This is a genomic window from Ensifer sp. NM-2 (assembly GCF_003024455.1).
Taxonomy (GTDB): domain Bacteria; phylum Pseudomonadota; class Alphaproteobacteria; order Rhizobiales; family Rhizobiaceae; genus Ensifer; species Ensifer canadensis.
This window is the reverse complement of the sequence record NZ_PVZR01000003.1, coordinates 25,078-47,347: the sequence shown is the minus strand read 5'-3', so window position 1 is coordinate 47,347 and position 22,270 is coordinate 25,078. Positions and strand designations below refer to the sequence as shown.

The window sequence follows — 22,270 nt, the reverse complement described above, 5'->3', positions numbered from 1 at the left end:
CGGGCGGCGCAGGACTGACGACGGGCCGGTGAACCGGCAAAGCGACGTCACGGAACGTGTGGGGTCTCCCGCGCGCCGCCGAAGGCCTATCCATAAATGTAGCTTATGGAAATGAATTATAATTTAGGACGTTACAAGGTGCAATCGAGCGATTAGGCTTATCGATCTGAAGCCAAGAGCGTCCGCCCGAGAAAGGAGAAACGAGGCAAGCGAAGACAAAAAATGGGCCCAAACGGCCGATCCGAAAGCCATCCGCAAGGTGGCGGTACGCAGCAATCTCTACCAACCACAACGAACGGCGAATGCCGACACAGAAGGGAACAGGGGAATGAGCGATTACAAGGATTACCTCACACGACAGGTCATGCTCGGCAGGATGAACCGGCGTGAATTTCTCGGACGCGCGGCTGCAGCCGGCATCCTCGCATCGACGGCAGGAACACTGTTTGCCACCAGCGCCGCGGCCCAGGAGCCGAAGCGCGGCGGCCATCTGAAACTCGGCCTCGAAGGCGCTGCCGCGACCGACTCGAAAGATCCGGCCAAGGCACTCTCGCAGTTCATGTTCGTCGTCGGCCGCAACTGGGGCGACATGCTGGTCGAAAGCCATCCGACCACCGGCGCACCCGTGCCGGCGCTCGCCGAATCCTGGGAGCCATCTGCCGATGCCTCGACCTGGACCTTCGCCATCCGCAAGGGCGTGAAGTTCCACGACGGCAAGGAACTGACCATCGACGACGTCATCAAGACGCTGCAGCGCCACACCGACGAGAAGTCGGAGTCCGGCGCGCTCGGCGTGATGAAATCGATCGAGGAGATCAAGGCCGACGGCGACAAGCTGGTGCTGAAGCTGACGGAGGGCAATGCCGATCTGCCGCTGCTTCTGTCCGACTATCACCTGATCATCCAGCCGAATGGTGGCATCGACGCTCCCGACGCCATGATCGGCACCGGACCCTTCAAGGTGGCGAGCTTCGAGGCCGGCGTTCGCGCCACCTTCGAGCGAAACACCGACGACTGGCGGACGGATCGCGGCTTTGTCGATTCGGTCGAGCTGATTGCAATCAACGATGCCACCGCTCGCATCGCGGCCCTTTCCTCCGGTCAGGTCCACTTCATCAACCGCGTCGATCCGAAGACCGTCAATCTCCTGAAGAAGGCGCCGACCGTCGAGATCCTGAACACGTCCGGCCGCGGCCACTACGTCTTCATCATGCACTGCAACACTGCGCCGTTCGACAATATCGACCTGCGCATGGCGCTGAAATATGCGATGGACCGCGAGACCATGGTCGAGCGCATCCTCGGCGGTTACGGCAAGGTCGGCAACGACTTCCCGATCAACGACACCTACGCCCTCTTCCCCGAAGGCATCGAGCAGCGCGCCTATGACCCCGACAAGGCGGCCTTCCATTACAAGAAGTCCGGCCACAGTGGCTCGGTGCTGCTGCGCACCTCCGACGTCGCCTTCCCAGGCGCCGTCGATGCGGCCGTGCTCTACCAGGAAAGCGCGAAGAAGGCAGGCATCGAGATCGAGGTCAAGCGCGAACCGGGCGACGGCTACTGGACGAACGTCTGGAACGTCCAGCCGTTCTCCACATCCTACTGGGGCGGGCGCCCGACCCAGGACCAGATGTATTCGACAGCCTATCTGTCCACCGCCGACTGGAACGACACGCGCTTCCTGCGCCCCGACTTCGACAAGATCCTGCTCGAGGCACGCTCCGAACTGGACGAGACCAAGCGCAAGGACATGTATCGCACCATGGCGATGATGGTGCGCGACGAAGGCGGCCTGATCCTGCCGATGTTCAACGACTTCGTGAACGCCTCCACCAAGCAGGTGAAAGGCTACGTCCACGATATCGGCAACGACATGTCGAATGGCTACGTCGCGACCCGCGTCTGGCTCGACGCCTGATGATGGAAAGCGGACCGATGACTGGTCCGGTTCCGACGGATGGGACCGCGGATGGAGCACATCCGCGGTCTGCCGATCTTTCCGGTGTACCAGCAAAACCCAACCCCGCCGACGCCCAGGGCGAACTCGGTGGCACCTTCAGGCGGCGCTTTATCTTTCGCCGTCCTCTCGCGGCGCTGATCCTTCAGCGCCTCGGCCTGAGCGTCGGCCTGCTCTTTGCCGTGTCGCTGATGATCTTCGGCGGCATCGAGGCGCTTCCCGGCGACTTCGCCACCACCTATCTCGGCCAGTCGGCAACGCCGCAGGCGGTGGAAAACATCCGCAAGGACCTCGGCCTCGACAAGCCCTGGAGCGAGCGTTACCTCTCCTGGCTCGGCGGCGCCGTGCAAGGCGACTTCGGCACCTCCTGGGCCAGCAAGAACTCGGTCGGGGAACAGATCGGCAAGCGTCTCGGCAATTCGCTGTTCCTCGCTTTCTTCGCCGCGCTCGTCTCCGTGCCGCTTGCCGTCGGCTTGGGCATGCTGGCGGTGCAGTTCCGCAACCGGCTGCCGGACAAGATCATCAACGTCGTCTCACTGGCGGCCATCTCGCTGCCCGAGTTCTTCGTCGGCTATCTCCTGATCATGTTCTTCGCCGTCAAATTCGGCGTCGCCACCTTCCCGGCGACGGTCTATGACAGCATGACCTTCAGCGAGCGGCTTTCGGCGATCGCGCTTCCGGTCGCAACCCTCGTGCTCGTCGTTCTCGCCCACATGATGCGCATGACCCGAGCGGCGATCCTCAACGTCATGTCGTCGGCCTATGTCGAGACGGCCGAACTCAAAGGGCTTGGCATGTTCCGCATCATCGCCCGCCACGCCGCTCCCAATGCCGTGGCACCTGTTATCAACGTCATCGCGCTCAACCTTGCCTATCTCGTCGTCGGCGTCGTCGTGGTCGAGGTGGTGTTCGTCTATCCCGGCATGGGGCAATACATGGTGGATGCCGTGACCGTGCGCGACATGCCGGTCGTGCAGGCCTGCGGCCTGATCTTCGCGGCTTTCTACATCTTCCTCAACATGGCGGCCGACATTATCGCCATTCTCGCCAACCCGAGACTGAGGCATCCGCGATGAACCTGAGATCCATCCCCCTTAGCGCCTGGATCGGCATCGCCGGCATCGCCATTGCGATCTTCTGCGCCCTGTTCGCCCCTGTCATCGCCCCCTTCGGCGAACGCGAGGTCGTCGGCGACGTCTGGCTTCCTTCCGGTGGCGACTTCCTGCTCGGCACCGACAATCTCGGGCGCGACCTGCTGTCGCGCCTGATCTACGGCGCCCGCACCACCATCTTCGTGGCGCTGGCGGCAACCGTGCTGTCCTTCTCGCTCGGCATGATCCTCTCCTTCACCGCCGCGGTCATGGGCGGGTTCGTCGACCAGTTCTTCTCCCGCTTCAACGATCTGATGATGGCGATCCCGACGCTGATCTTCGCCCTCGTCGTGCTGGCGGTGCTGCCGCAGCATCTGTGGATCCTGATCCTGGTCATGGCCGTGCTCGATTCCACCCGCGTGTTCCGCATCGGCCGCGCGGTCGCGCTCGATGTCGCGGTCATGGAGTTCGTCGAGGCGGCCAGACTAAGAGGCGAAGGCAGCGTCTGGATCATCTTCCGCGAGATCCTGCCCAACACGTTGTCGCCGCTGCTTGCCGAGTTCGGCCTGCGCTTTGCCTTTTCCATCCTGTTTCTTTCCACCCTCTCCTTCCTCGGCCTCGGCATCCAGCCGCCGGCCGCCGACTGGGGCGGCATGGTCAAGGACAACAAGGATGGCATCATCTTCGGCATATCAGCTGCCCTGATCCCGGGTGCTGCGATCGCGACACTGGCGATCTGCGTCAACCTCGTGGTCGACTGGCTGATGAAGAGAACCTCCAGCCTGAAAGGAGGGCGTGGCGATGCCTGAGGCTTCACCTGACAAGAACACGCTTCTTTCCGTCAAGAACCTGAAGATCGAAGCGACCAGCTATCCCCCGGGCGAGCCACCGAAAACCGTGACCCTGGTCGAAGGCGTTTCCTTCGACCTCCAGAAGGGCAAGGTGCTTGGCCTGATCGGCGAATCCGGGGCCGGCAAGTCGACCATTGGCCTGTCGGCGCTCGCCTATGGCCGCGGTGGCGTGCGCATCACCGGGGGCCAGGTGCTGCTCGACGGCAAGGATATCCTGCCGCTCGACAAGAACGGCATCCGCTCGATCCGCGGCGCCCGCGTCTGCTACGTCGCACAGTCGGCGGCCGCCGCCTTCAACCCGGCGCACCGGCTCGGTGATCAGGTGATCGAGGCATCGCTTCGCCACGGCATCATGAACCGCGAGGAAGCAAAAAAGCGTGCGCTCTACCTGTTCCAGGTGCTCGGCTTGCCGAATCCGGAAAGCTTCGGCGAGCGTTATCCTCACCAGGTTTCCGGCGGTCAGTTGCAGCGGGCGATGACCGCTATGGCGCTCTGCCCCAACCCGGAGCTGATCGTCTTCGACGAGCCGACGACGGCGCTCGACGTGACGACCCAGATCGACGTGCTCGCCGCGATCAAGCACGCGATCGAGGAAACGCACACCGCAGCCCTCTACATCACCCATGACCTTGCCGTTGTCGCCCAGATCTCCGACGACATCATGGTGCTGCGCCACGGCAAGACGGTGGAGTACGGCACCACCAAACAGGTGATCGAGGCTCCGGCCGAAGACTATACCCGGGCACTGGTCAGCGTACGCCAGACCAAGCGCGAAGAAGCGCCGGACCAGACCGGCACGCAATTGAAGATCGAGCATATCAGCGCTGGCTATGCCAACGGCTTCAAGGTGCTGCACGACGTTTCCATGCATCTGCCCAAGGGCCAGACGTTGGCGATCGTTGGCGAAAGCGGTTCCGGCAAGTCGACGCTGGCGCGCGTCATCACCGGCCTCTTGCCGCCGACCGAAGGGCGCATCACCTTCGAAGGCAAGGAACTGCCGCGCGCCTTGAAGGGCCGCAGCAACGACGAACTGCGCCGCATCCAGATGATCTACCAGATGGCCGATACGGCGATGAACCCGCGCCAAACGGTGCGCGACATCGTCGGCCGACCGCTGTCCTTCTACTTCGGCATGCATGGCGCCAAGAAGACGGCGCGGGTCAAGGAACTGCTCGACCAGATCGAGATGGGAACGAAGTTCCTCGATCGCTATCCGGCCGAGCTTTCCGGCGGCCAGAAGCAGCGCGTCGCCATTGCCCGGGCGCTCGCCGCGGAGCCGGAACTCATCCTCTGCGACGAGCCAACCTCGGCCCTCGACCCGCTGGTGGCCGAAGGCATCCTGAATCTGCTTTTGAAGCTTCAGGAGGAAACCGCTGTTTCCTATGTCTTTATCACCCACGACATCGCCATCGTCCGGGCGATTGCCGACAGCGTCGCGGTGATGCATCGCGGCCGGCTGGTGCGTTTCGGCCCGAAGTCCAAGGTGCTGGCACCGCCCTTCGACGACTATACCGACCTGTTGCTAAAGTCCGTTCCCGAGATGGAAATCGGCTGGCTGGAGCGGGTGCTGACGACCCGCCGCATGGAAAGTGCGGGCAACTGAGGGCCAGCGCCGAAAGTGCCTACGTAGTCCCCTCTCCCCGCCTGCGGGGAGAGGGCTAGGTTGGTCAAGACGATCCAGCCGTCACTTCACCTTGCAATCGACATCGCCCAATTGTTGCGCCGCTTCGCCCTCAAAGGTCACCGACGGCTCCGCCTTGGCGGTGCAGTCGCCGGTGGCGCCACTGCCTGACCGGAAATGCGCGACCGGCTGCCCTTCGATCATGATGCTCGGCACCACCTCGTAAAGCTCCGGCGGACAGTTGGCGACGTCGGAGAGCCGAAGCGCCGGCTGGCCGCCGATCATGACGCTGGTGGAGCCGGAAAGCGCGCAAGCCGGGATGGGCGGGCGCGCATCTTCGGCGGCAGACGGCATGGCCGAGACCGCGAGCAGAAGTCCAGACATGGCGATATCTGCAGATTTCATCAGCTTCTCCTTCGACGGTGCAGACGCGGAATGCAACGCAATCTAGAGCATGTCGCGCAAAAGTGCGCAGCGGTTTTGCGATAACGACATGCGTAGAAACAAGAACTTAAAGCGCAGCGAGCAAACCTGGAGATCGCGATGCGCTTTAAGTCGGCAACGCCGCGCACGCTATCTCAATAATCGGTCGGCACCGTCAGCACGTCGGCATCAGGCGTTTCGAGAAAGGCCCTGACCGTCGAGGGCATCTGCCGCGAGCCTGTGGCCAGCACGCCGCAGCGCGACAGCATCTGCCGGATATCCGGCTCCTGGCCGAGGGTGCGCCAGATCATCCGCGAGGCATAGGGCAGGTTTTCCTTGCGCCAGGAAACGCCCATGGTCGTGCCGCGCAGATAGACGCGCTGATGCACTTCGAACGGCATCAGGATCGTCTGCGACAGCATCGGCTGGCGCCCGACGCTGCGCTCGGCGATGAAGATGCGATTGCGCCAGAAGGTGACGAGGCCGACATATTTCGAAAACTGCTGGATTTCGTTGGCGGCATCGCGGATGCGCTCAATCGACTTCACCCGGATCGATCCGCTCTCCTCGTGAATGCGGGCGCAGGAACAGACGACGCGGCCGGGCCACGACGGCGAGAGATGGTAGGTCTGGTAATAGCCGATATGGCGGCGAAGCCCGGCCAGATCACCGGGAAATCCTTCAAGCAGCAGCCCGGCTTGCGAGCGGTCGCGATCGGGCCTGACCATGCGGGCTTCGAACAGTTTCGACGACAGGGAAAAGTCCTGCGCCTGCAGCCCGAAGAAGCTGGCGATGCGCGCGACATTATGCGCCGACGGCCGCGCCTCGCCACTGATGTAGCGGTTGAACTGCTGACGGTTGATGCCGATCTCGCGACAGATCTGCGAGATCGAGCGCCGCGTCGCGCAGGCGAAACGAAGATTGGCGGCAAAGTTGTCGGCGTCGTGCACGAGCGGCTCCCAGCGATCCGGAACAGATAGCGTAAAGTCGCGTAAATCAGCGTCAAGTCGCGAAATTGTGCAACCCGCCGCAGCCGTTAGGTTTTCCCTTGAAACAACACTTCAGAGGGAACCTGCATATGAGCGAATTCACCAAGCGTCCCGACGGCCTCATCGTGCCGACAGGCATCAACCGCCGCGGCTTCCTGGCGGGCACCGCGGCCCTCGGTCTGGCGGCAGGCTTGGGCGGCACGATGGTTGCGGGCGATGCACGCGCCGAGGAGCCCAAGCGCGGCGGTCACCTGAAACTGGGCCTGAAGGGCGGCGCCACCACCGATACGCTCGATCCCGCCGGCTATAGCGGCTCGGTGTCCTTCGTCATCGGCCACCTCTGGGGCGACACCCTGGTCGAATCCGATCCGAAGACCGGCGCGCCGCTGCCGGCACTGGCCGAATCCTGGGAGCCCTCGGCGGATGCGTCGCAATGGACCTTCAAGATCCGCAGCGACGTCAGCTTCCACGACGGCAGCAAGATGACCATCGCCGATGTCATCGCCACGCTGAAGCGGCATTCGGACGAAGGCTCGAAATCAGGTGCGCTCGGCTTGATGCGCTCGATCAAGAACATCGAGGAAAAGGCCGGCGCGCTGGTGCTGACACTGACCGAAGGCAATGCCGACCTGCCGCTGCTTCTGACCGACTATCACCTGATCATCCAGCCACGCGGCGGCGTCGACAATCCCGCCTCGCCCATCGGCACCGGCCCCTACAAGCTTGCAAGCTATGAAGCCGGCCTGCGCTCGACCTTCGAGAAGAACGCCAATGACTGGCGCCAGGACCGCGGCTTCGTCGACAGCGTCGAAATCATCGTGATGAACGACACGACCGCGCGCATCGCCGCGCTTTCCTCCGGCCAGGTGCATTTCATCAACAACATCGACCCGAAGACGGTGCCGCTCCTGAAGCGTGCGCCGCGCGTCGAGATTCTCCGGACCGCCGGCAAGGGCTTCTACAGCTTCCTGATGCATTGCGACACGGCGCCCTTCGACAACAACGACCTGAGGCTCGCACTCAAATATGCGGTCGACCGACAGGCGATTCTCGACCGCGTTGTCGGTGGTTTCGGCACGCTCGGCAACGACTATCCGGTCAACGAGAACTATGCGCTGGCGCCCGAGGGCATCGAGCAGCGCGCCTATGACCCCGACAAGGCCGCCTTCCACTTCAAGAAATCGGGCCACGACCGGCCGATCCTTCTGCGCACCTCGGATGCCGCCTTCCCCGGCGCCATCGACGCCGCGGTTCTGTTCCAGGAAAGCGCCAAGAAGGCCGGTATCGAGCTCGAAGTGCGCCGCGAGCCGGAGGATGGCTACTGGACCAATGTCTGGAACGTCCAGCCGTTCTGCGCCTCCTACTGGGGCGGCCGGCCGACGCAGGATTCACGCTACTCCACCTCCTATCTCTCCAGCGCCGAGTGGAACGACACGCGCTTCAAGCGCGAGGACTTCGACAAGCTCCTGCTTCAGGCCCGCTCGGAGCTCGACGATGCCAAGCGCAAGGAGATGTACCGTACGATGGCGATGACGGTGCGCGACGAGGGCGGCCTGATCCTGCCGGTGTTCAACGACTACGTGAACGCCGCTTCCGCATCGCTGAAGGGTTTCGTCCACGACATCGGCAACGACCTTTCGAACGGCTATGTTGCCAGCCGCGTCTGGTTCGACAGCTAAGAACACGGTTTCGCGTACGGAAGTGCGTAAAAACAATGCGTTAGAGCATTTCCAGCAGAAGTGTTTAGCGGTTTTGCGTCTGGAAACGCGTAAGAACAATGAGAGTGAGCGGAACAACCGATATGTCAGAGCGTGAATTCACCCTGATCGAGAACGAGTGGATCCGATTGAAGGACGGCACGCGGCTTGCCGCCCGCATCTGGATGCCGGATGGCGCCGACGCTGAGCCGGTGCCGGCCGTGCTCGAATACCTGCCCTACCGCAAGCGCGGCGGCACGAGTCTCCGCGATGAATCGACCTATCCGGTCTTTGCCGCCGCCGGCATTGCCGGCGTGCGCGTCGACATTCGCGGCTCGGGCGAATCCGATGGCGTCATCGATGGCGAATATACGCCGCGCGAGCTTTCCGACGGCTGCGAGATCATCGAATGGATCGCCGCCCAGCCGTGGTCGAATGGCAAGGTCGGGATGATGGGCATCTCCTGGGGCGGCTTCAACTGCCTGCAGGTGGCAGCCCTCAAGCCGCCGGCGCTGAAGGCGGTGATCTCGATCGCCTCGACCGTCGACCGCTACAACGACGACATCCATTACAAGAATGGGTGCCATCTCTCCGCCCAGCTTTCCTGGGCGGCGACCATGCTTGCCTATCAATCGCGCGCGCCCGACCCTGCGATCGTCGGCGACCGCTGGAAGGAGATGTGGCTGGAGCGCCTGGAGAACGAACCCTACTTCATGGAGGAATGGCTCGAGCATCAGCGCCGCGACGCCTTCTGGCAGCACGGCTCGATCTCGGAGGATTTCGGCGGCTTCGACACTCCCGCGCTCGTCATCGCCGGTTGGGCCGACGGTTATCGCAACACGCCGCTGAAAGCCGTCGAGGGCCTCGGCGCAAAGGCCAAGGCGCTGATCGGCCCCTGGGTGCACAAATATCCGCATTTCGCCTGGCCAAAGCCCCGCGCCGATTTTCACGGCGAGGCGATCCGCTGGTGGAACCGTTGGCTGCGCGACGAAAAGAACGGCGCCGAAGGCGGACCGCAGGTGCGCGCCTATATCCTCGACGGCCCGCGCCCGGCCGTCCGGCGCGACAACGACCCTGGCCGCTGGGTCGCCAAGGACGTCTGGCAAAAGCCGGAGATGCAGGTTCTCGGCATCACGCTCGACGGCAGGCTTTCCACCGACGCCAAAGATATGGGCACCGGCGAGGTCTATCTGAAATCACCGCTCGATACCGGCACGGCTTCCGGCGAATATTTCACCCTGAAACCCGATGCCGAAATGGCCGGTGACCAGCGCATCGACGATGCCGGAGCGCTGACCTTCGAAACGCGGCCGCTGCTGGAGGCTGAAGACTATCTCGGCCAGCCAAGCCTCTCGGTCGATGTCACCTGCCCGGCCGACACGGCCAACCTTGTCGCCCGCATCGTCGACGTGCACCCGGATGGTACCGCCACCCGCATCGCCTTCGGCGTGCTCAATCTGGCGCATCGCGACGGCAATGCCGAACCGCGGGCAATGGAAAAGGGTCGCCGCACGCGGATCACACTGGTGCTCGACGCCTGCGGCTATCGCGTGCGCGCCGGCCACCGCATCCGGCTGTCGCTGTCGACGTCCTACTGGCCGATGATTTTGCCGCCGCCTGATGATCCCGGCCTCACCATCGACACAGCGAGCCTGACGCTTGCCCTTCCGCTGCTCGGCCAGCACAACGAGGTCGTCGTGCCGGAGCCGGAAAATCCGGATCCGCTGCCGAAATACATCGAGCGGACGGCCGGCAGCACCAGCCGCACCGTCGAACGCGACATGACCAACGGCGTCACCCACTATCGCATCTACGAGGATGGGGGCTTGAGCGAGCATCCGGATACCGGGCTCGCGACGCAGGACATCCGCGACGAGACCTGGTCCATCGCTCCCGACAATCCGCATTCGATGATCGGCACCTCGACCTGGACCTGCATTTCCAAACGCGAGGGCTGGTCGGTGCGCACGGTCTCGACCTCGGTTCTCACCTGCGATGCCGACGACTGGATCACCGAAGCCAAGATCGTCGCCTATGAAAACGACGCGCCCATCTTCGAGAAGAGCTTTGCCAAGCGGGTCGCACGCGACCTGATGTAACACCGTCTTGGCTCCAAAAGCGTATGACTGCACCAATCGGTAAACATTTTACTGATAGTTACAGTCGTGCGCCATTTCTTCAATTGCCACCAACCTGCCGTCCATATCGGCCGCGGCCTCGTTGCCGGCATGGGTGGCCTCGTGGCCATCGCCGCCGTCGGCGCGCTCACCAATATCGTCGGCGAACCGCTTCTGATGGCGCCGTTTGGCGCCAGCTGCGTGCTGATCTTCTCGGTCGCCGGCAGCCCGCTCTCCCAGCCCGCCAATGTCGTCGGTGGACATTTCATCGCGACGCTGGTCGGCCTCGTCATGCGCGCAGTCTTCCCCAATGAGTGGTGGGCGGTCGGCCTTGCGGTCGGTGCTGCGATCGCGCTGATGGCAGCGCTGCGCATCACCCATCCGCCGGCGGGCGCCACTCCGCTCGTGGTCTTTGCCAGCGACCCCGGCCTCGACTTCCTGCTTTTCCCCGTTCTGACCGGCTCATTGGTGCTGGTTGCGGTTGGAACGCTGTTTCATCGTTTTGGCAAGGTCGAGTATCCGCTGCCGAGGAAACCCGCATGAGCCGCGTCGTCGCCGAGCGCCAGGACGTCATCGCCACGCTCGCGGAGGTCTTTCGCGAACACGGCTATGATGGCGCGAGCCTCAACCTGATCACCGAGAAGACCGGGCTCGGCAAGGGCAGCCTCTATCACTTCTTCCCTGGTGGGAAGGAGGAGATGGCCGAGGCGGTGCTTGGCGACATCGCCCTATGGTTCCAGACCAACATATTCGACCTGCTGCGCAACAGCGAAAGGCCGGCGGCTGCGATCGACGACATGTTTGCCTCCGTCGACAGCTACTTTCGCCGGGGACGCCGCCTCTGCCTGATGGGCGTCATTGCCCGCCAGCGGCGCCCATGATCGCTTCTCCGTCGAGCTCACCCGATACTTTGCCGATTGGCGGACTGCCCTCGCCGAGGCGCTCGGCCGCCAGGGTATCGCCGAGAACGAGCGGCAGGCGCTGGCCGAAGAAGTGATCGGCGGCATCCAGGGGGCACTCATTCTTGCCCGCAGCCTTGGTGACGCCGAAGCTTTCGGCCGCGTGCCCCTCCGCCTTAAGGGCCGATGCACCCTGTCGCATAACTGACAAAAATCAGATCTCAGGCCTCGGCCGCCTTGACAATTCCCCGCGCGCCCAGTTATTAACCATCAAGTTAAATAACTTTCAGGTTAAAGAACGGCCGCGCCAAGCGACAGCGCTGGCTGCGGGAGGAATTGTTATGGCAATGACCAGTGAAAACGCATCGCGCGAACACAGACTGAGCCTCGAAATCACCAGGATCTTCGATGCGCCGCGCAGCCTGGTGTTTAGGGTATGGTCAACGCCCGAGCATGCCTTGCGCTGGTGGGGACCGCGCGATTTCAGCCCGCACTCGCTGACGATGGATTTCCGCCCCGGCGGCGCCTGGCGCGCCTGCATCCGTTCGCCGGAAGGGCGCGACTATTGGATGGGCGGCGTCTATCGCGAGGTGATCGAGCCGGAGAAACTCATCTTCACCTTCGCCTGGGACGAAGAAGGCAAGCCGGGTGCCGACACGCTGATCACCGTTTCATTCGTCGATGTCGGCGGCAAGACCCGTCTGACCTTCCACCAGACCCCCTTCGACAGCGTCGACGAGCGCGACTCGCACCAGGAAGGCTGGGGCGAGTGCCTCGAAAGACTGGAGGAGTATCTTTCCGATGTCTGAGACAATGACCACCGCGGACAACACACCGGGCCCGAAGGCCACGCGGCGGGAGTGGATCGGCCTTGCCGTCCTCGCCTTGCCCTGCATGCTCTATTCGATGGACCTGACGGTCCTGAATCTCGCGGTGCCGCAACTGACCGAGCAGCTGAAGCCATCGGCCTCGCAGCTCCTGTGGATCGTCGATATCTACGGTTTCATGGTGGCGGGCTCTCTGATCACCATGGGCACGCTTGGCGACCGCATCGGCCGGCGCCGGCTCTTGATGATCGGCTCCATCGCCTTCGGCATCGCCTCGGTGCTGGCCGCCTTCGCCTGGAGCGCCGAAACGCTGATCCTCGCACGTGCTGTCCTCGGCGTCGCAGCAGCAACCTTGGCGCCCTCGACGCTGTCGCTGATCCGCAACATGTTCCTCGATGACAAGCAGCGCACGCTGGCGATCGGCATCTGGATCGCCAGCTTCTCCGCCGGCGGCGCCATCGGCCCTGTCGTCGGCGGGCTGATGCTGTCTCAGTTCTGGTGGGGTTCGGTGTTCCTGCTCGCGGTGCCTGTGATGATCCTGCTTCTGATCCTCGGTCCCATGCTGCTGCCGGAGTTCCGCGATCCGAATGCCGGCCGGCTCGATTTCATCAGTGCCGGACAGTCGCTGGTTGCCGTGCTGTCGGTAATCTATGGCATGAAGCGCATCGCCGAGGACGGTCTCGACGTCACCGCCGTGTTCTTCATCCTGCTCGGGCTGACCGTCGCCATCCTGTTTGCCCGGCGCCAGAGCCGGCTTGCCGATCCGTTGATCGACCTCGCCTTGTTCAGGACCCCGGCTTTCAGCGCCGCCCTCGGCGTTAATATTCTCGGCCTGTTCGTCGGCTTTGGCGCCTTCCTGTTCGTGGCGCAGTATCTGCAGCTCGTGCTCGGCCTGTCGCCCTTCGTCGCCGGTCTCTGGTCGGTGCCGACAGGGGTCGCCATGGTGCTCGGTTCGATCCTGGTTCCGTCGCTTGCCGCCCGCTATGCCGCCTCGAACCTGATTGCTGCCGGCTTCGTGCTGACCGCCATCGGCTTTGCGATCTGCACCCAGGTCGAAACGACGAGCAGTCCGCTGCTCGTCACGACGGGCCTCGTCGTTCTCTGCCTCGGCTTTGCGCCAGTGGGCACGCTGACGACGGACCTGATCGTCGGCTCCGCCCCGCCGGAGCGCGCCGGCGCTGCATCGGCGATCTCGGAGACGAGCTTCGAGTTCGGCGGTGCGCTCGGGATCGCCGTGCTCGGCAGCATGCTGACATCAGCCTATCGCACCCGCATGGACGCCGTGATCGTCACCGGCCTTCCGACTGAGACCGTGGAGGCCGCACGCCAGACGCTTGGCGGCGCCGTCGCCATCGCCGAGCAACTTCCGGGCGAGCAATCCGAACGGCTGCTCAATGCCGCCCGCGACGTGTTCACCAATTCGTTTGCCTTCACCGCATCGATCTGCGTGGCCCTGTCGCTGCTGACGGCACTGCTCGCCTTCCTGCTCTTGCGCAAGGCAACCGGTGACGGCGCCGACAGCGATCCGGCAATTGCCGACGAGGCGGAGGCCTCGGTCAAAGCCGGATAATAACCGGCGTCCGCACAACGGACGCCAACACATAAATCGCATCAACGTTCAACTCGCCAGCGTCGTTTCCCCGGTCGAAAGACCAGGGACAGCCGACGACTGTCCAAAGACAGGAGCCCGTCCGATGAAAAAGCGCTATCGCGGCAGCTGCCACTGCGGCACCGTTGAGTTCGAATGCCAGCTCGACCTTGCCGAAGGCATCCGCCGCTGCAATTGCAGTTTCTGCGCCAAGACGCGCATGCAGAAATCCTTCGCGCTGCGCGACGAGTTTGCCATCACCAGGGGCAAGGAGGCGTTGACGAGCTATCGGGCGGAGCCTTCGAACTGGCGGGAGGGCGACGTCGATCACTACTTCTGCAGCCGCTGCGGCATCCGGCCGTTTTCGCGCGGCTATCTCGAGGATTTCCTCGGCCATTTCTACGCCGTCAACGTCGCCTGCGTTGACGGCGTCAGCGACGAGGAACTCGGCACGGCACCGATCATCTACGAGAACGGTCGTCACGACGACTACGAAAACCCGCCGCGCGACATCCGCTTCATGTGATCGCCGAGGCGATCAGGCCGGGCTCAATGCCAGCAGCGCCTCGAGCGCACGCTCGGCATCGGCCTCCGGCACGAAGATGTGGTCATGATAATAGGCGGCCACGACGTTGGCACTGATGCCCTCCCGCGTCAGCGCCGTCGCCACCGCCGCCGTCAGCCCGACCGCCTCAAGCGCCGAATGCACATTGAGCGTGATGCGGCGAAGCAGCGGACCATAGGAAAGGCCGGCCGCATCGGCAGCATGACGCTCCAGGATCAGCGTCAGCCCCTCGTCCTCGCGATAGGTGGCAAGCGGCTCCACCGGCATGTAACGCTGCGCCTCGTCATGGGGCACGGTGCAATAGACATAGGTCTGCGGAAACAGAACCGGCGCCATCGTCGCCAGCAGCTTCGTCAAATCCGTTTCGCCAGCCATCACCCCTCCTCTAACCTTCCACAGTCCCCGCTATGCGGGATCAAGTCGCCAATGCAGTGGTAGCGGATCGTCACATTGCCGTGAAGCACGCTCTTGCGATTTGCATTCGGCCGGGTCCGCGAAAAACATGGGTTCACACGGCCGCCGCCCGAACGCGGCAGAGGAAGCAACCATGTCTTCGACACGCAACATTCTGCCGTTCGCTCCGGCTATCAACCACCATCTCTGGCTGATGGCTCCGGCACTTGCCATCTGCGCCGCCCTTTCGATTGCGCCCTCAGCCCGCGCCGCCGAACCGGCCGTATCCATTCCCCCGCCGTCGCTGGATGAGAAAGCGGCCAGCGGTCCGGAAACGGCGGTATTTGCCGGCGGTTGTTTCTGGGGCGTCCAGGGCGTCTTCCAGCATGTGAAGGGCGTGACCAACGCTGTCTCGGGCTATGCCGGCGGCAGCCGCGACACGGCGTCCTATGAGGCGGTCAGCAATGGCGACACCGGCCACGCGGAATCGGTGGAAGTGACCTACGATCCGAGCCAGGTCAGCTACGGCAAGCTGTTGCAGATCTTCTTCTCCGTCGGCCACAACCCGACGCAGCTGAACTATCAGGGGCCGGATCACGGCACGCAGTATCGTTCGGCTCTGTTCGTTGCCACGCCGGAGCAGAAGAAGATCGCCGAGGCCTACGTCGCCGAGCTCGGAAAATCAGGCGTCTTTCCGACCGAGATCGTCACCGAGATCGCGCCGCTGAAGGGCTTCTATGTCGCGGAGGGCTACCATCAGGATTTCCTGACGCGCAACCCGACCTATCCCTACATCGTCTACAACGACATGCCGAAGATCGAGAGCCTGCGCAAACTGTTCCCGCAGAGCTTCCGCCCCAATCCGGTGCTGGTGTTCAAGGCGAAGAGCTAGCGCGTTTCCGCCCGCAATTGCGCTCCGGTGAAAACTGGAGCGTTCAGCCGGTTCCGACAAGCACCGCAATACCTTCGGCCAAGCGCCGAAAGCCTTCGCGCGCACCCTCACTCATGTGCCGTGCCCGCAGCCAGGCGTGGATCATCTGCGGCTCTTCGCGAAAGGTGACGTTGACGCCGGCCGTCGCAAGCCGCGCGGCATAGAGGCGCGCGTCATCGCGCAAGGGGTCGAAATAGGCACCAGCGATATAGGTCGGCGGTAAGCCGGAAAGATCCTTCTCCGCCAGCGGCACCGCAAACGGGTCGTCGGCCGGCGCCTGCAAAATCTTTCGGTAGTAGCTGGTATCGGCAGTCGTCAGTCCCGGCGCATCGGACATTTCGAGATAGGAACCGGAAGCCAGGTCACCGCCGAGGCCAGGATAGATCAGCGCCTGCCCGACGATACCAGACACCCCGTCCGCCCGGGCCTTCAACACGATGCCTGCGGTCAGGTTCCCGCCGGCACTGTCGCCGACGACCACCACCGGTCGGCCATCGGCCACCAGGAAATTCAAGACCGCGTAGCAATCCTCGAAGGCGGCTGGCCAGACGTGGTCGGGCGCCAGCCGATAATCAACCGACACCAGTTCTGCCCTTGCGAAATCGGCAAGCTCGGCGCAGATGGCGTCATGGCTGTCGAGCGAGCCGACGACCCAACCGCCGCCGTGAATGTAGTAGATTCGGGTGTCGGTCGAAACGCTCGCCGGCCGATAGCGCCGGATCGGGATCCGGCCGTCGACAAGCTCGTCCTCGCGCGTCAGCCCCGCCGGCGACGGCGCGTCGAACTCTGCGCAGAGCGCATCGTACCATTTGCGCTGCTGTTCGATCGACGCATCGACCGCATCGGCGGGATAGAATTCTTCGCAGCGCCGGTGAAAGGCGAGGATGCCCTCCTCCGTCGGCATCGGTTTCGATACAGCCTGATCCAAAGTCCGCCTCCCTGATCTCTCCGGCGGAAGTCTAGCAGCAGGCCGCCGGTCTTCTATCCGGAAACCGACATAACCGGACAAATCCCGCCGCAGTTGCGTTGTCGGGGACGATCTCTTGGCAGCGCTTGCAAGCGCGCCTCCACAACGATTAACTGCACGGATGGCCTTCACCTTCAGACAGTTGCAGTATTTCGTCGCCGTCGCCGAGCAAGGCTCGATCACGCGGGCGGCGCAGAACCTCTCGATCTCGCAATCCTCGATCACCGAGGCGATCAAGGAGCTTGAAGGGGACCTCGGCGTCGAGCTGTTCGACCGGCATCCGCGCGGTCTTTCGATCACCCACAACGGCCATCAGTTCCTGCGGCATGCGACCAAGATCCTCTCCGATGTCTCCGACGCCCGGCGCAGTTTTTCCGACAGCCGCGAGGAAACCGGCGGCAAGCTCAATCTCGGCGTCACCTCGCTGGTTGCCGGTTACGTCCTCTCCGACCTGCTCGCTCGCTATCGCCGCGCCTGTCCCGGCGTCGATGTCAGTGCCATCGAGGACAACGGCTCATATCTCGAACACCTGCTGATCGGCGGCGAACTCGACGTTGCCGTCATGGTCATTTCCAACCTGCGCGACCGCATGGCGCTGCAGGCTGAGATTCTCGAAACCTCGCCCTATCGCCTCTGGCTGCCGATCGGCCATCCGCTTGTCAGCGCCGACATCATCTCGATCAGCGATATCGCCAAGGAGCCGCTGATCATGCTGACGGTGGATGAAATCGAGGAGAACACCGGCAAGCTGCTGTCGGCGCTCGGCGCCCGCCCGCATGTCGCCTTCCGCACCCGCTCGGTCGAAGCGGTGCGCAGCCTGGTGGCGACTGGCGCCGGCATCGCGCTCCTGCCCGATCTCGTCTACCGCCCCTGGTCGCTTGAAGGCGACCGCATCGAGAGCCGCGACGTCTCCGGCGCCCTGCCCGTCGTCCAGGTCGGCATGGTCTGGCGCAAGGGCTCCAGCCTGCCGCAATCGGCCCGCGATTTCGTCGGCATAGCCGAAGCGCTTCGCAGCGCCCGGCCGCGCTAAAAATCCCGGTGCGATCCAGAACCACGAGTAAAATCATGTAGCTACTCGGCATTTGCCGGGCACGTTGGAGCCTTGACACGGCCCTGATATCGGTAAAACCGATAGCGGCATTCTGATTAATGAATTTGCGAATGCGGAGAAATCAAGGCACGTTTCAATCTGGGAACGAAGCCGTAAAATGCGGCTCAAAATTGGGAGAATTCAGATGAAGCAGATCCTGAAATCCTGCACCGCGCTGACGTTGTCGCTCGGCCTCGTGGCGCCCGCCTTGGCGCAGGAGCCGCTGAAGGAACTGGGCAAGGGCGAAGGCGAACTGTCGATCGTCGCCTGGGCTGGCTACATCGAGCGCGGCGAGACCGACAAGAACTACGACTGGGTCACCGATTTCGAAAAGCAGACCGGCTGCAAGGTCAGCGTCAAGACGGCCGCGACCTCCGACGAAATGGTGGCGCTGATGAACGAAGGCGGCTTCGACCTCGTCACCGCCTCGGGCGACGCCTCGATGCGGCTCGTCGCCGGCAAGCGCGTCCAGCCGATCAACACCGATCTCATCCCCAGCTGGAAGACGATCGACGAGCGCATGCAGAACGCGCCCTGGCACACGGTCAACGGCGTTCACTACGGCACTCCCTATGTCTGGGGTCCGAACGTGCTGATGTACAACAAGGATGCCTTCAAGGGCGAAGCGCCGAAGAGCTGGAACGTCGTCTTCGAGGAAATGAACCTGCCCGACGGCAAGTCCAACAAGGGCCGTGTCCAGGCCTATGACGGCCCGATCCATGTCGCCGACGCCGCCAACTACCTGATCAAGCACAAGCCCGAGCTCGGCATCAAGGATCCCTACGAACTCAACGAAGACCAGTACAAGGCAGCGCTCGATCTGCTGCGCACCCAGCGCACGCTCGTCGGCCGCTACTGGCACGATGCGATGATCCAGATCGACGACTTCAAGAACGAAGGCGTCGTCGCCTCCGGCTCCTGGCCGTTCCAGGTCAACCTGATGGAAGCCGAAAAGCTGCCGATCGCCTCAACCATCCCGGAAGAAGGGGTCACCGGATGGGCTGACACCACCATGCTGCACGCCGAAAGCGCCCATCCGAACTGCGCCTATATGTGGATGGAGCATTCGCTGTCGCCAAAGGTCCAGGGCGACGTCTCTGCCTGGTTCGGCGCCAACCCGTCCGTCGGCGCAGCCTGCAAGGGCAATGACCTTCTGACCGACGCCGGCTGCAAGACCAACGGCTACGAGGACTTCGACAAGGTCAAGTTCTGGAAGACGCCGGTGACGAAATGCGCAAGCCAGGGCGAATGTGTGCCTTACCACCGCTGGGTCTCCGACTACATCGGCGTTATCGGCGGTCGCTGAGCCGCCACGACCATATCGCAAGCATCGCCCCTCACCCTGACCCTCTCCCCGCACGCGGGGAGAGGGAACGCCCCCGGCAAACCCGCCGGGTGAGCTTTGGGCGAGACGCCAACCGCACGTTCCCTTCTCCCCCCGAGCGGGGAGAAGGTTGCGGCAGCGGGATGAGGGGCTGGAATCCTGGAGCAATTTGATGTCCACCGCCGTTCTTTTCGACAATGTTTCCCGCCACTTCGGCGCCGTACGCGCGGTCGATGGTGTGGACCTCGAAGTCGCCGAGGGCGAGTTCTTCGCCATGCTCGGCCCCTCGGGCTCGGGCAAGACCACCTGCCTGAGGCTGATGGCCGGCTTTGAACAGCCGACAGGCGGTCATATCGAAATCTTCGGCGAAACCGCGGAGGGCGTGCCGCCCTATCGCCGCAGCGTCAACACCGTGTTCCAGGACTATGCGCTGTTCCCGCATCTCTCGATCCTCGACAACGTTGCCTACGGGCTGATGGTCAAGGGCGTCGGCCGCGAGGAGCGCCGCAAGGCGGCGGCAGATGCGCTCGCCATGGTCAAGCTGCCGGACTATGGCAGCCGCCGCCCCGGCCAGCTCTCGGGTGGCCAGCGTCAGCGCGTGGCGCTCGCCCGCGCGCTGGTGAACAAGCCCAAGGTGCTTTTGCTCGACGAGCCGCTCGGCGCGCTCGACCTGAAGCTGCGCGAGCAGATGCAGGAGGAACTGAAGACCCTGCAAAAATCGCTCGGCATCACCTTCGTCTTCGTCACCCACGATCAGGGCGAAGCGCTGTCGATGGCCGACCGCATCGCCGTCTTCAACGACGGCCGCATCCAGCAGCTCGGCAGCCCAGAAGAAGTCTACAAGCAGCCGAAGACACGCTTCGTCGCCGATTTCGTCGGCTCGTCAAACGTCTTGCCGGCAAAGCTGTGCCAGAGGCTGGGCGTCAGATCCTCCTATGCCAGCCTTCGCCCCGAGGCGATCGCGCTGTCGGCCCCGCGCGAAGGCGCGCTCAGCCTCAACGGCACCGTGTCGGCCCATAGTTTCCTCGGCGCGGTCAACCGCGTCGTCGTCGACGTCGAAGGCGCGCGCATCGCGGTTGCAAGCCCCGCCTCGCTCGCCGTCCCGCAAATCGGCAGCCCCGTCACTATCAGCTTTGCCGCCGACGAACTGCACCCGATGGAGGACGCATGACCGCCGTCGCTGAAAATCTCGCAGTCCCGGATCGCCGCGGCCCGACCGGCCGGCTCTCGGACTTCTTCTGGAAGCACCCGCATGTGCTGCTTGTCGTCATGCTGGCGCCGCCGCTCTTATGGCTCGGCGTCGTCTATGTCGGCTCGCTCTTTGCTCTCCTGCTGCAGAGCTTCTTCTCGATCGACGACTTCTCCGGCCTGATCAATTACGAGTTCACCTTCGCCACCTACCGCCAGCTGCTGAGCGAAACCAATCTCGACATCATCCTGCGCACCGTATCAATGGCGGCAATCGTGACGCTCGCCTCGGCGCTCATCGCCTTCCCGATCGCCTATTACGCGGCGCGCTACGCGCAGGGAAAATGGAAGGTGCTGTTCTATCTCGGCGTCATGCTGCCGCTCTGGTCGAGCTACCTGGTCAAGATCTATGCCTGGAAGCTGATCCTGGCCAAGGAAGGCATCGTCACCTGGTTCCTCGCGAAGCTGCATCTTCTGTGGGTGCTCGATGCCTGGCTCTCGCTTCCCGTCGTCGGGGGCAACTCGCTCTCGGTCAGCTACACCGGCACCTTCATCGTCTTCGTCTATGTCTGGATGCCGTTCATGATCCTGCCGATCCAGGCAGCGCTGGAGCGCGTGCCGACCAACCTCATCGAGGCCTCCTCCGATCTCGGCGGCACGCCGGCCCAGACCTTTCGCCACGTGCTCTTCCCGCTGGCGCTGCCGGGCATCGTCGCCGGCTCGATCTTCACCTTCTCGCTGACGCTCGGCGATTACATCATTCCGCAGATCATCGGCTCCTCCCGGCTGTTCATCGGTCAGGCGGTCTATGCCCAGCAGGGCACTGCCGGCAACATTCCGCTTGCCGCCGCCTTTACCGTGGTGCCGATCGTCATCATGGGCGCCTATCTCTGGATGGCCAAACGCATGGGGGCCTTCGATGCGCTCTGACCGCCTCAACCGCTCGCCCCTCGGACTGAAGATCGCAGCTGCCGCCGGCCTCGCCTTCATGCATGTGCCAATCCTGCTGATCTTCCTCTATGCCTTCACCACGGAGGAAAAGAGCTACCAGTTCCCGCCGCCGGGGCTGACGACACAATGGTTTGCGGTTGCCTGGAACCGGCCGGATGTCTGGGCGGCGCTGACGCTCTCGGTCAAGGTCGCCTCGATCGCGACCGCGGTCGCCCTGGTGCTCGGCACGCTCTGTGCCGCCGCCGTCAGCCAGACCCGCTTCTTCGGCCGCGAGACGATCTCGCTGCTGGTCATCCTGCCGATCGCGCTGCCCGGCATCATCACCGGCATCGCGCTGCGCTCGGCCTTTTCCATGGCGGAGATGCCATTCTCCTTCTGGACGATCGTGCTCGGTCACGCGACCTTCTGCATCGTCGTCGTCTACAACAATGCGGTGGCCCGTTTCCGCCGCATATCGGGCTCGCTGATCGAAGCCTCGATGGACCTGGGTGCCGACGGCTTCCAGACCTTCCGCCACATCATCCTGCCGAACATCGGCACCGCACTTCTTGCCGGCGGCATGCTCGCCTTCGCGCTGTCCTTCGACGAGGTGATCGTCACCACCTTCACCGCCGGCCAGCAGTCGACGCTGCCGATCTGGATGCTCGAAGAACTCATCCGCCCGCGCCAGCGACCGGTGACCAACGTGGTCGCCATGATCGTGGTGCTGGTCACTTTCCTGCCGATCCTCGGCGCCTACTACCTGACCCGCGACGGCGACCAGATCGCCGGTGCCGGCAAGTGAACTCGACTTTCAAGGGA

General features: G+C 63.5%; 20 protein-coding genes and 1 pseudogene. 17 read left to right on the top strand and 4 right to left on the bottom strand.

The features are described from left to right. The first annotated feature begins 328 nt into the window (after window positions 1-328). Genes C6558_RS07575 through C6558_RS07560 form a run of 4 tightly spaced genes read left to right on the top strand, consistent with a single transcriptional unit; the run spans window position 329 to window position 5,502 of the window. Window positions 329-1,918 (top strand): ABC transporter substrate-binding protein, encoded by a 1,590-nt coding sequence (locus C6558_RS07575; RefSeq protein ID WP_025427814.1) that lies wholly within the window; start codon window positions 329-331, stop codon window positions 1,916-1,918. Continuing rightward, complete coding sequence (locus C6558_RS07570; protein ID WP_025427815.1) at window positions 1,918-3,033, top strand: ABC transporter permease; 1,116 nt, start codon at window positions 1,918-1,920, stop codon at window positions 3,031-3,033. Before C6558_RS07575 ends, C6558_RS07570 begins: the two co-directional genes overlap by 1 nt. Further along, on the top strand, window positions 3,030-3,857 hold the full coding sequence (locus tag C6558_RS07565; RefSeq protein WP_025427816.1) for an ABC transporter permease: 828 nt from the start codon (window positions 3,030-3,032) through the stop codon (window positions 3,855-3,857). The genes C6558_RS07570 and C6558_RS07565 overlap by 4 nt, the downstream gene beginning before the upstream one ends. Continuing rightward, entirely contained in the window at window positions 3,850-5,502 is a 1,653-nt protein-coding gene (locus C6558_RS07560; RefSeq protein ID WP_025427817.1) for an ABC transporter ATP-binding protein, read from the top strand. The genes C6558_RS07565 and C6558_RS07560 overlap by 8 nt, the downstream gene beginning before the upstream one ends. 81 nt (window positions 5,503-5,583) lie before the next feature. Here the strand turns inward: C6558_RS07560 and C6558_RS07555 are convergent, their stop codons facing one another. Continuing rightward, complete coding sequence (locus tag C6558_RS07555) at window positions 5,584-5,925, bottom strand: PAAR domain-containing protein (RefSeq protein ID WP_107027134.1); 342 nt, start codon at window positions 5,923-5,925, stop codon at window positions 5,584-5,586. Window positions 5,926-6,098: 173 nt separating this feature from the next. Next, entirely contained in the window at window positions 6,099-6,893 is a 795-nt protein-coding gene (locus C6558_RS07545; protein WP_057211094.1) for a helix-turn-helix transcriptional regulator, read from the bottom strand. 128 nt (window positions 6,894-7,021) lie between these two features. Here C6558_RS07545 and C6558_RS07540 point away from each other — a divergent pair, with 128 nt between their 5' ends. The 7 genes and pseudogenes from C6558_RS07540 to C6558_RS07510 all read left to right on the top strand — a co-directional run bounded on the left by C6558_RS07540 (window position 7,022) and on the right by C6558_RS07510 (window position 14,586). Continuing rightward, window positions 7,022-8,611, top strand: a complete 1,590-nt coding sequence (locus C6558_RS07540; protein WP_025427820.1) for an ABC transporter substrate-binding protein — start codon at window positions 7,022-7,024, stop codon at window positions 8,609-8,611. 122 nt (window positions 8,612-8,733) lie between these two features. After that, window positions 8,734-10,728, top strand: a complete 1,995-nt coding sequence (locus tag C6558_RS07535) for a CocE/NonD family hydrolase (protein ID WP_057211091.1) — start codon at window positions 8,734-8,736, stop codon at window positions 10,726-10,728. 66 nt (window positions 10,729-10,794) lie between these two features. Further along, window positions 10,795-11,289 (top strand): HPP family protein, encoded by a 495-nt coding sequence (locus tag C6558_RS07530; protein WP_057211088.1) that lies wholly within the window; start codon window positions 10,795-10,797, stop codon window positions 11,287-11,289. Then, window positions 11,286-11,853: pseudogene (locus C6558_RS07525) on the top strand (TetR/AcrR family transcriptional regulator). The gene C6558_RS07530 and the pseudogene C6558_RS07525 overlap by 4 nt, the downstream one beginning before the upstream one ends. Window positions 11,854-11,986: 133 nt before the next feature. Then, window positions 11,987-12,454: an SRPBCC domain-containing protein gene (locus C6558_RS07520; RefSeq protein ID WP_371412246.1), complete on the top strand. Its 468-nt coding sequence runs from the start codon at window positions 11,987-11,989 to the stop codon at window positions 12,452-12,454. Next, window positions 12,447-14,042, top strand: a complete 1,596-nt coding sequence (locus C6558_RS07515) for an MFS transporter (protein ID WP_234907748.1) — start codon at window positions 12,447-12,449, stop codon at window positions 14,040-14,042. The genes C6558_RS07520 and C6558_RS07515 overlap by 8 nt, the downstream gene beginning before the upstream one ends. Before the next feature lie 124 nt (window positions 14,043-14,166). Then, entirely contained in the window at window positions 14,167-14,586 is a 420-nt protein-coding gene (locus C6558_RS07510; protein WP_025427825.1) for a GFA family protein, read from the top strand. Window positions 14,587-14,598: 12 nt separating this feature from the next. On the opposite strand, the gene C6558_RS07505 is transcribed toward C6558_RS07510, so the two are convergent. After that, window positions 14,599-15,000: an ACT domain-containing protein gene (locus C6558_RS07505; protein WP_025427826.1), complete on the bottom strand. Its 402-nt coding sequence runs from the start codon at window positions 14,998-15,000 to the stop codon at window positions 14,599-14,601. A 232-nt stretch (window positions 15,001-15,232) separates the two neighbouring features. On the opposite strand from C6558_RS07505, the gene msrA reads away from it, so the two are divergent. Beyond that, window positions 15,233-15,910: a peptide-methionine (S)-S-oxide reductase MsrA gene (gene msrA, locus C6558_RS07500; RefSeq protein WP_038577286.1), complete on the top strand. Its 678-nt coding sequence runs from the start codon at window positions 15,233-15,235 to the stop codon at window positions 15,908-15,910. Between the two features lie 43 nt (window positions 15,911-15,953). On the opposite strand, the gene C6558_RS07495 is transcribed toward msrA, so the two are convergent. After that, a complete protein-coding gene (locus C6558_RS07495) occupies window positions 15,954-16,877 on the bottom strand; it encodes an alpha/beta hydrolase (protein ID WP_025427828.1) in 924 nt (307 codons plus the stop codon). A gap of 160 nt (window positions 16,878-17,037) precedes the next feature. Between C6558_RS07495 and C6558_RS07490 the strand changes: the two genes are divergently transcribed. From C6558_RS07490 to C6558_RS07470, 5 genes are all read left to right on the top strand, one after another. Beyond that, window positions 17,038-17,946, top strand: a complete 909-nt coding sequence (locus tag C6558_RS07490; RefSeq protein WP_025427829.1) for a LysR family transcriptional regulator — start codon at window positions 17,038-17,040, stop codon at window positions 17,944-17,946. A 205-nt stretch (window positions 17,947-18,151) separates the two neighbouring features. Continuing rightward, window positions 18,152-19,312 (top strand): ABC transporter substrate-binding protein, encoded by a 1,161-nt coding sequence (locus C6558_RS07485; protein ID WP_025427830.1) that lies wholly within the window; start codon window positions 18,152-18,154, stop codon window positions 19,310-19,312. 190 nt (window positions 19,313-19,502) lie between these two features. After that, window positions 19,503-20,501 (top strand): ABC transporter ATP-binding protein, encoded by a 999-nt coding sequence (locus C6558_RS07480; protein WP_025427831.1) that lies wholly within the window; start codon window positions 19,503-19,505, stop codon window positions 20,499-20,501. Further along, window positions 20,498-21,448 carry an ABC transporter permease gene (locus tag C6558_RS07475; protein WP_025427832.1) on the top strand — a complete coding sequence of 317 codons (951 nt, stop codon included), beginning with the start codon at window positions 20,498-20,500 and terminating at the stop codon, window positions 21,446-21,448. Before C6558_RS07480 ends, C6558_RS07475 begins: the two co-directional genes overlap by 4 nt. Beyond that, window positions 21,438-22,253, top strand: coding sequence for an ABC transporter permease (locus C6558_RS07470; RefSeq protein ID WP_025427833.1), 816 nt, complete (start codon window positions 21,438-21,440; stop codon window positions 22,251-22,253). Before C6558_RS07475 ends, C6558_RS07470 begins: the two co-directional genes overlap by 11 nt. Window positions 22,254-22,270: the final 17 nt, after the last annotated feature.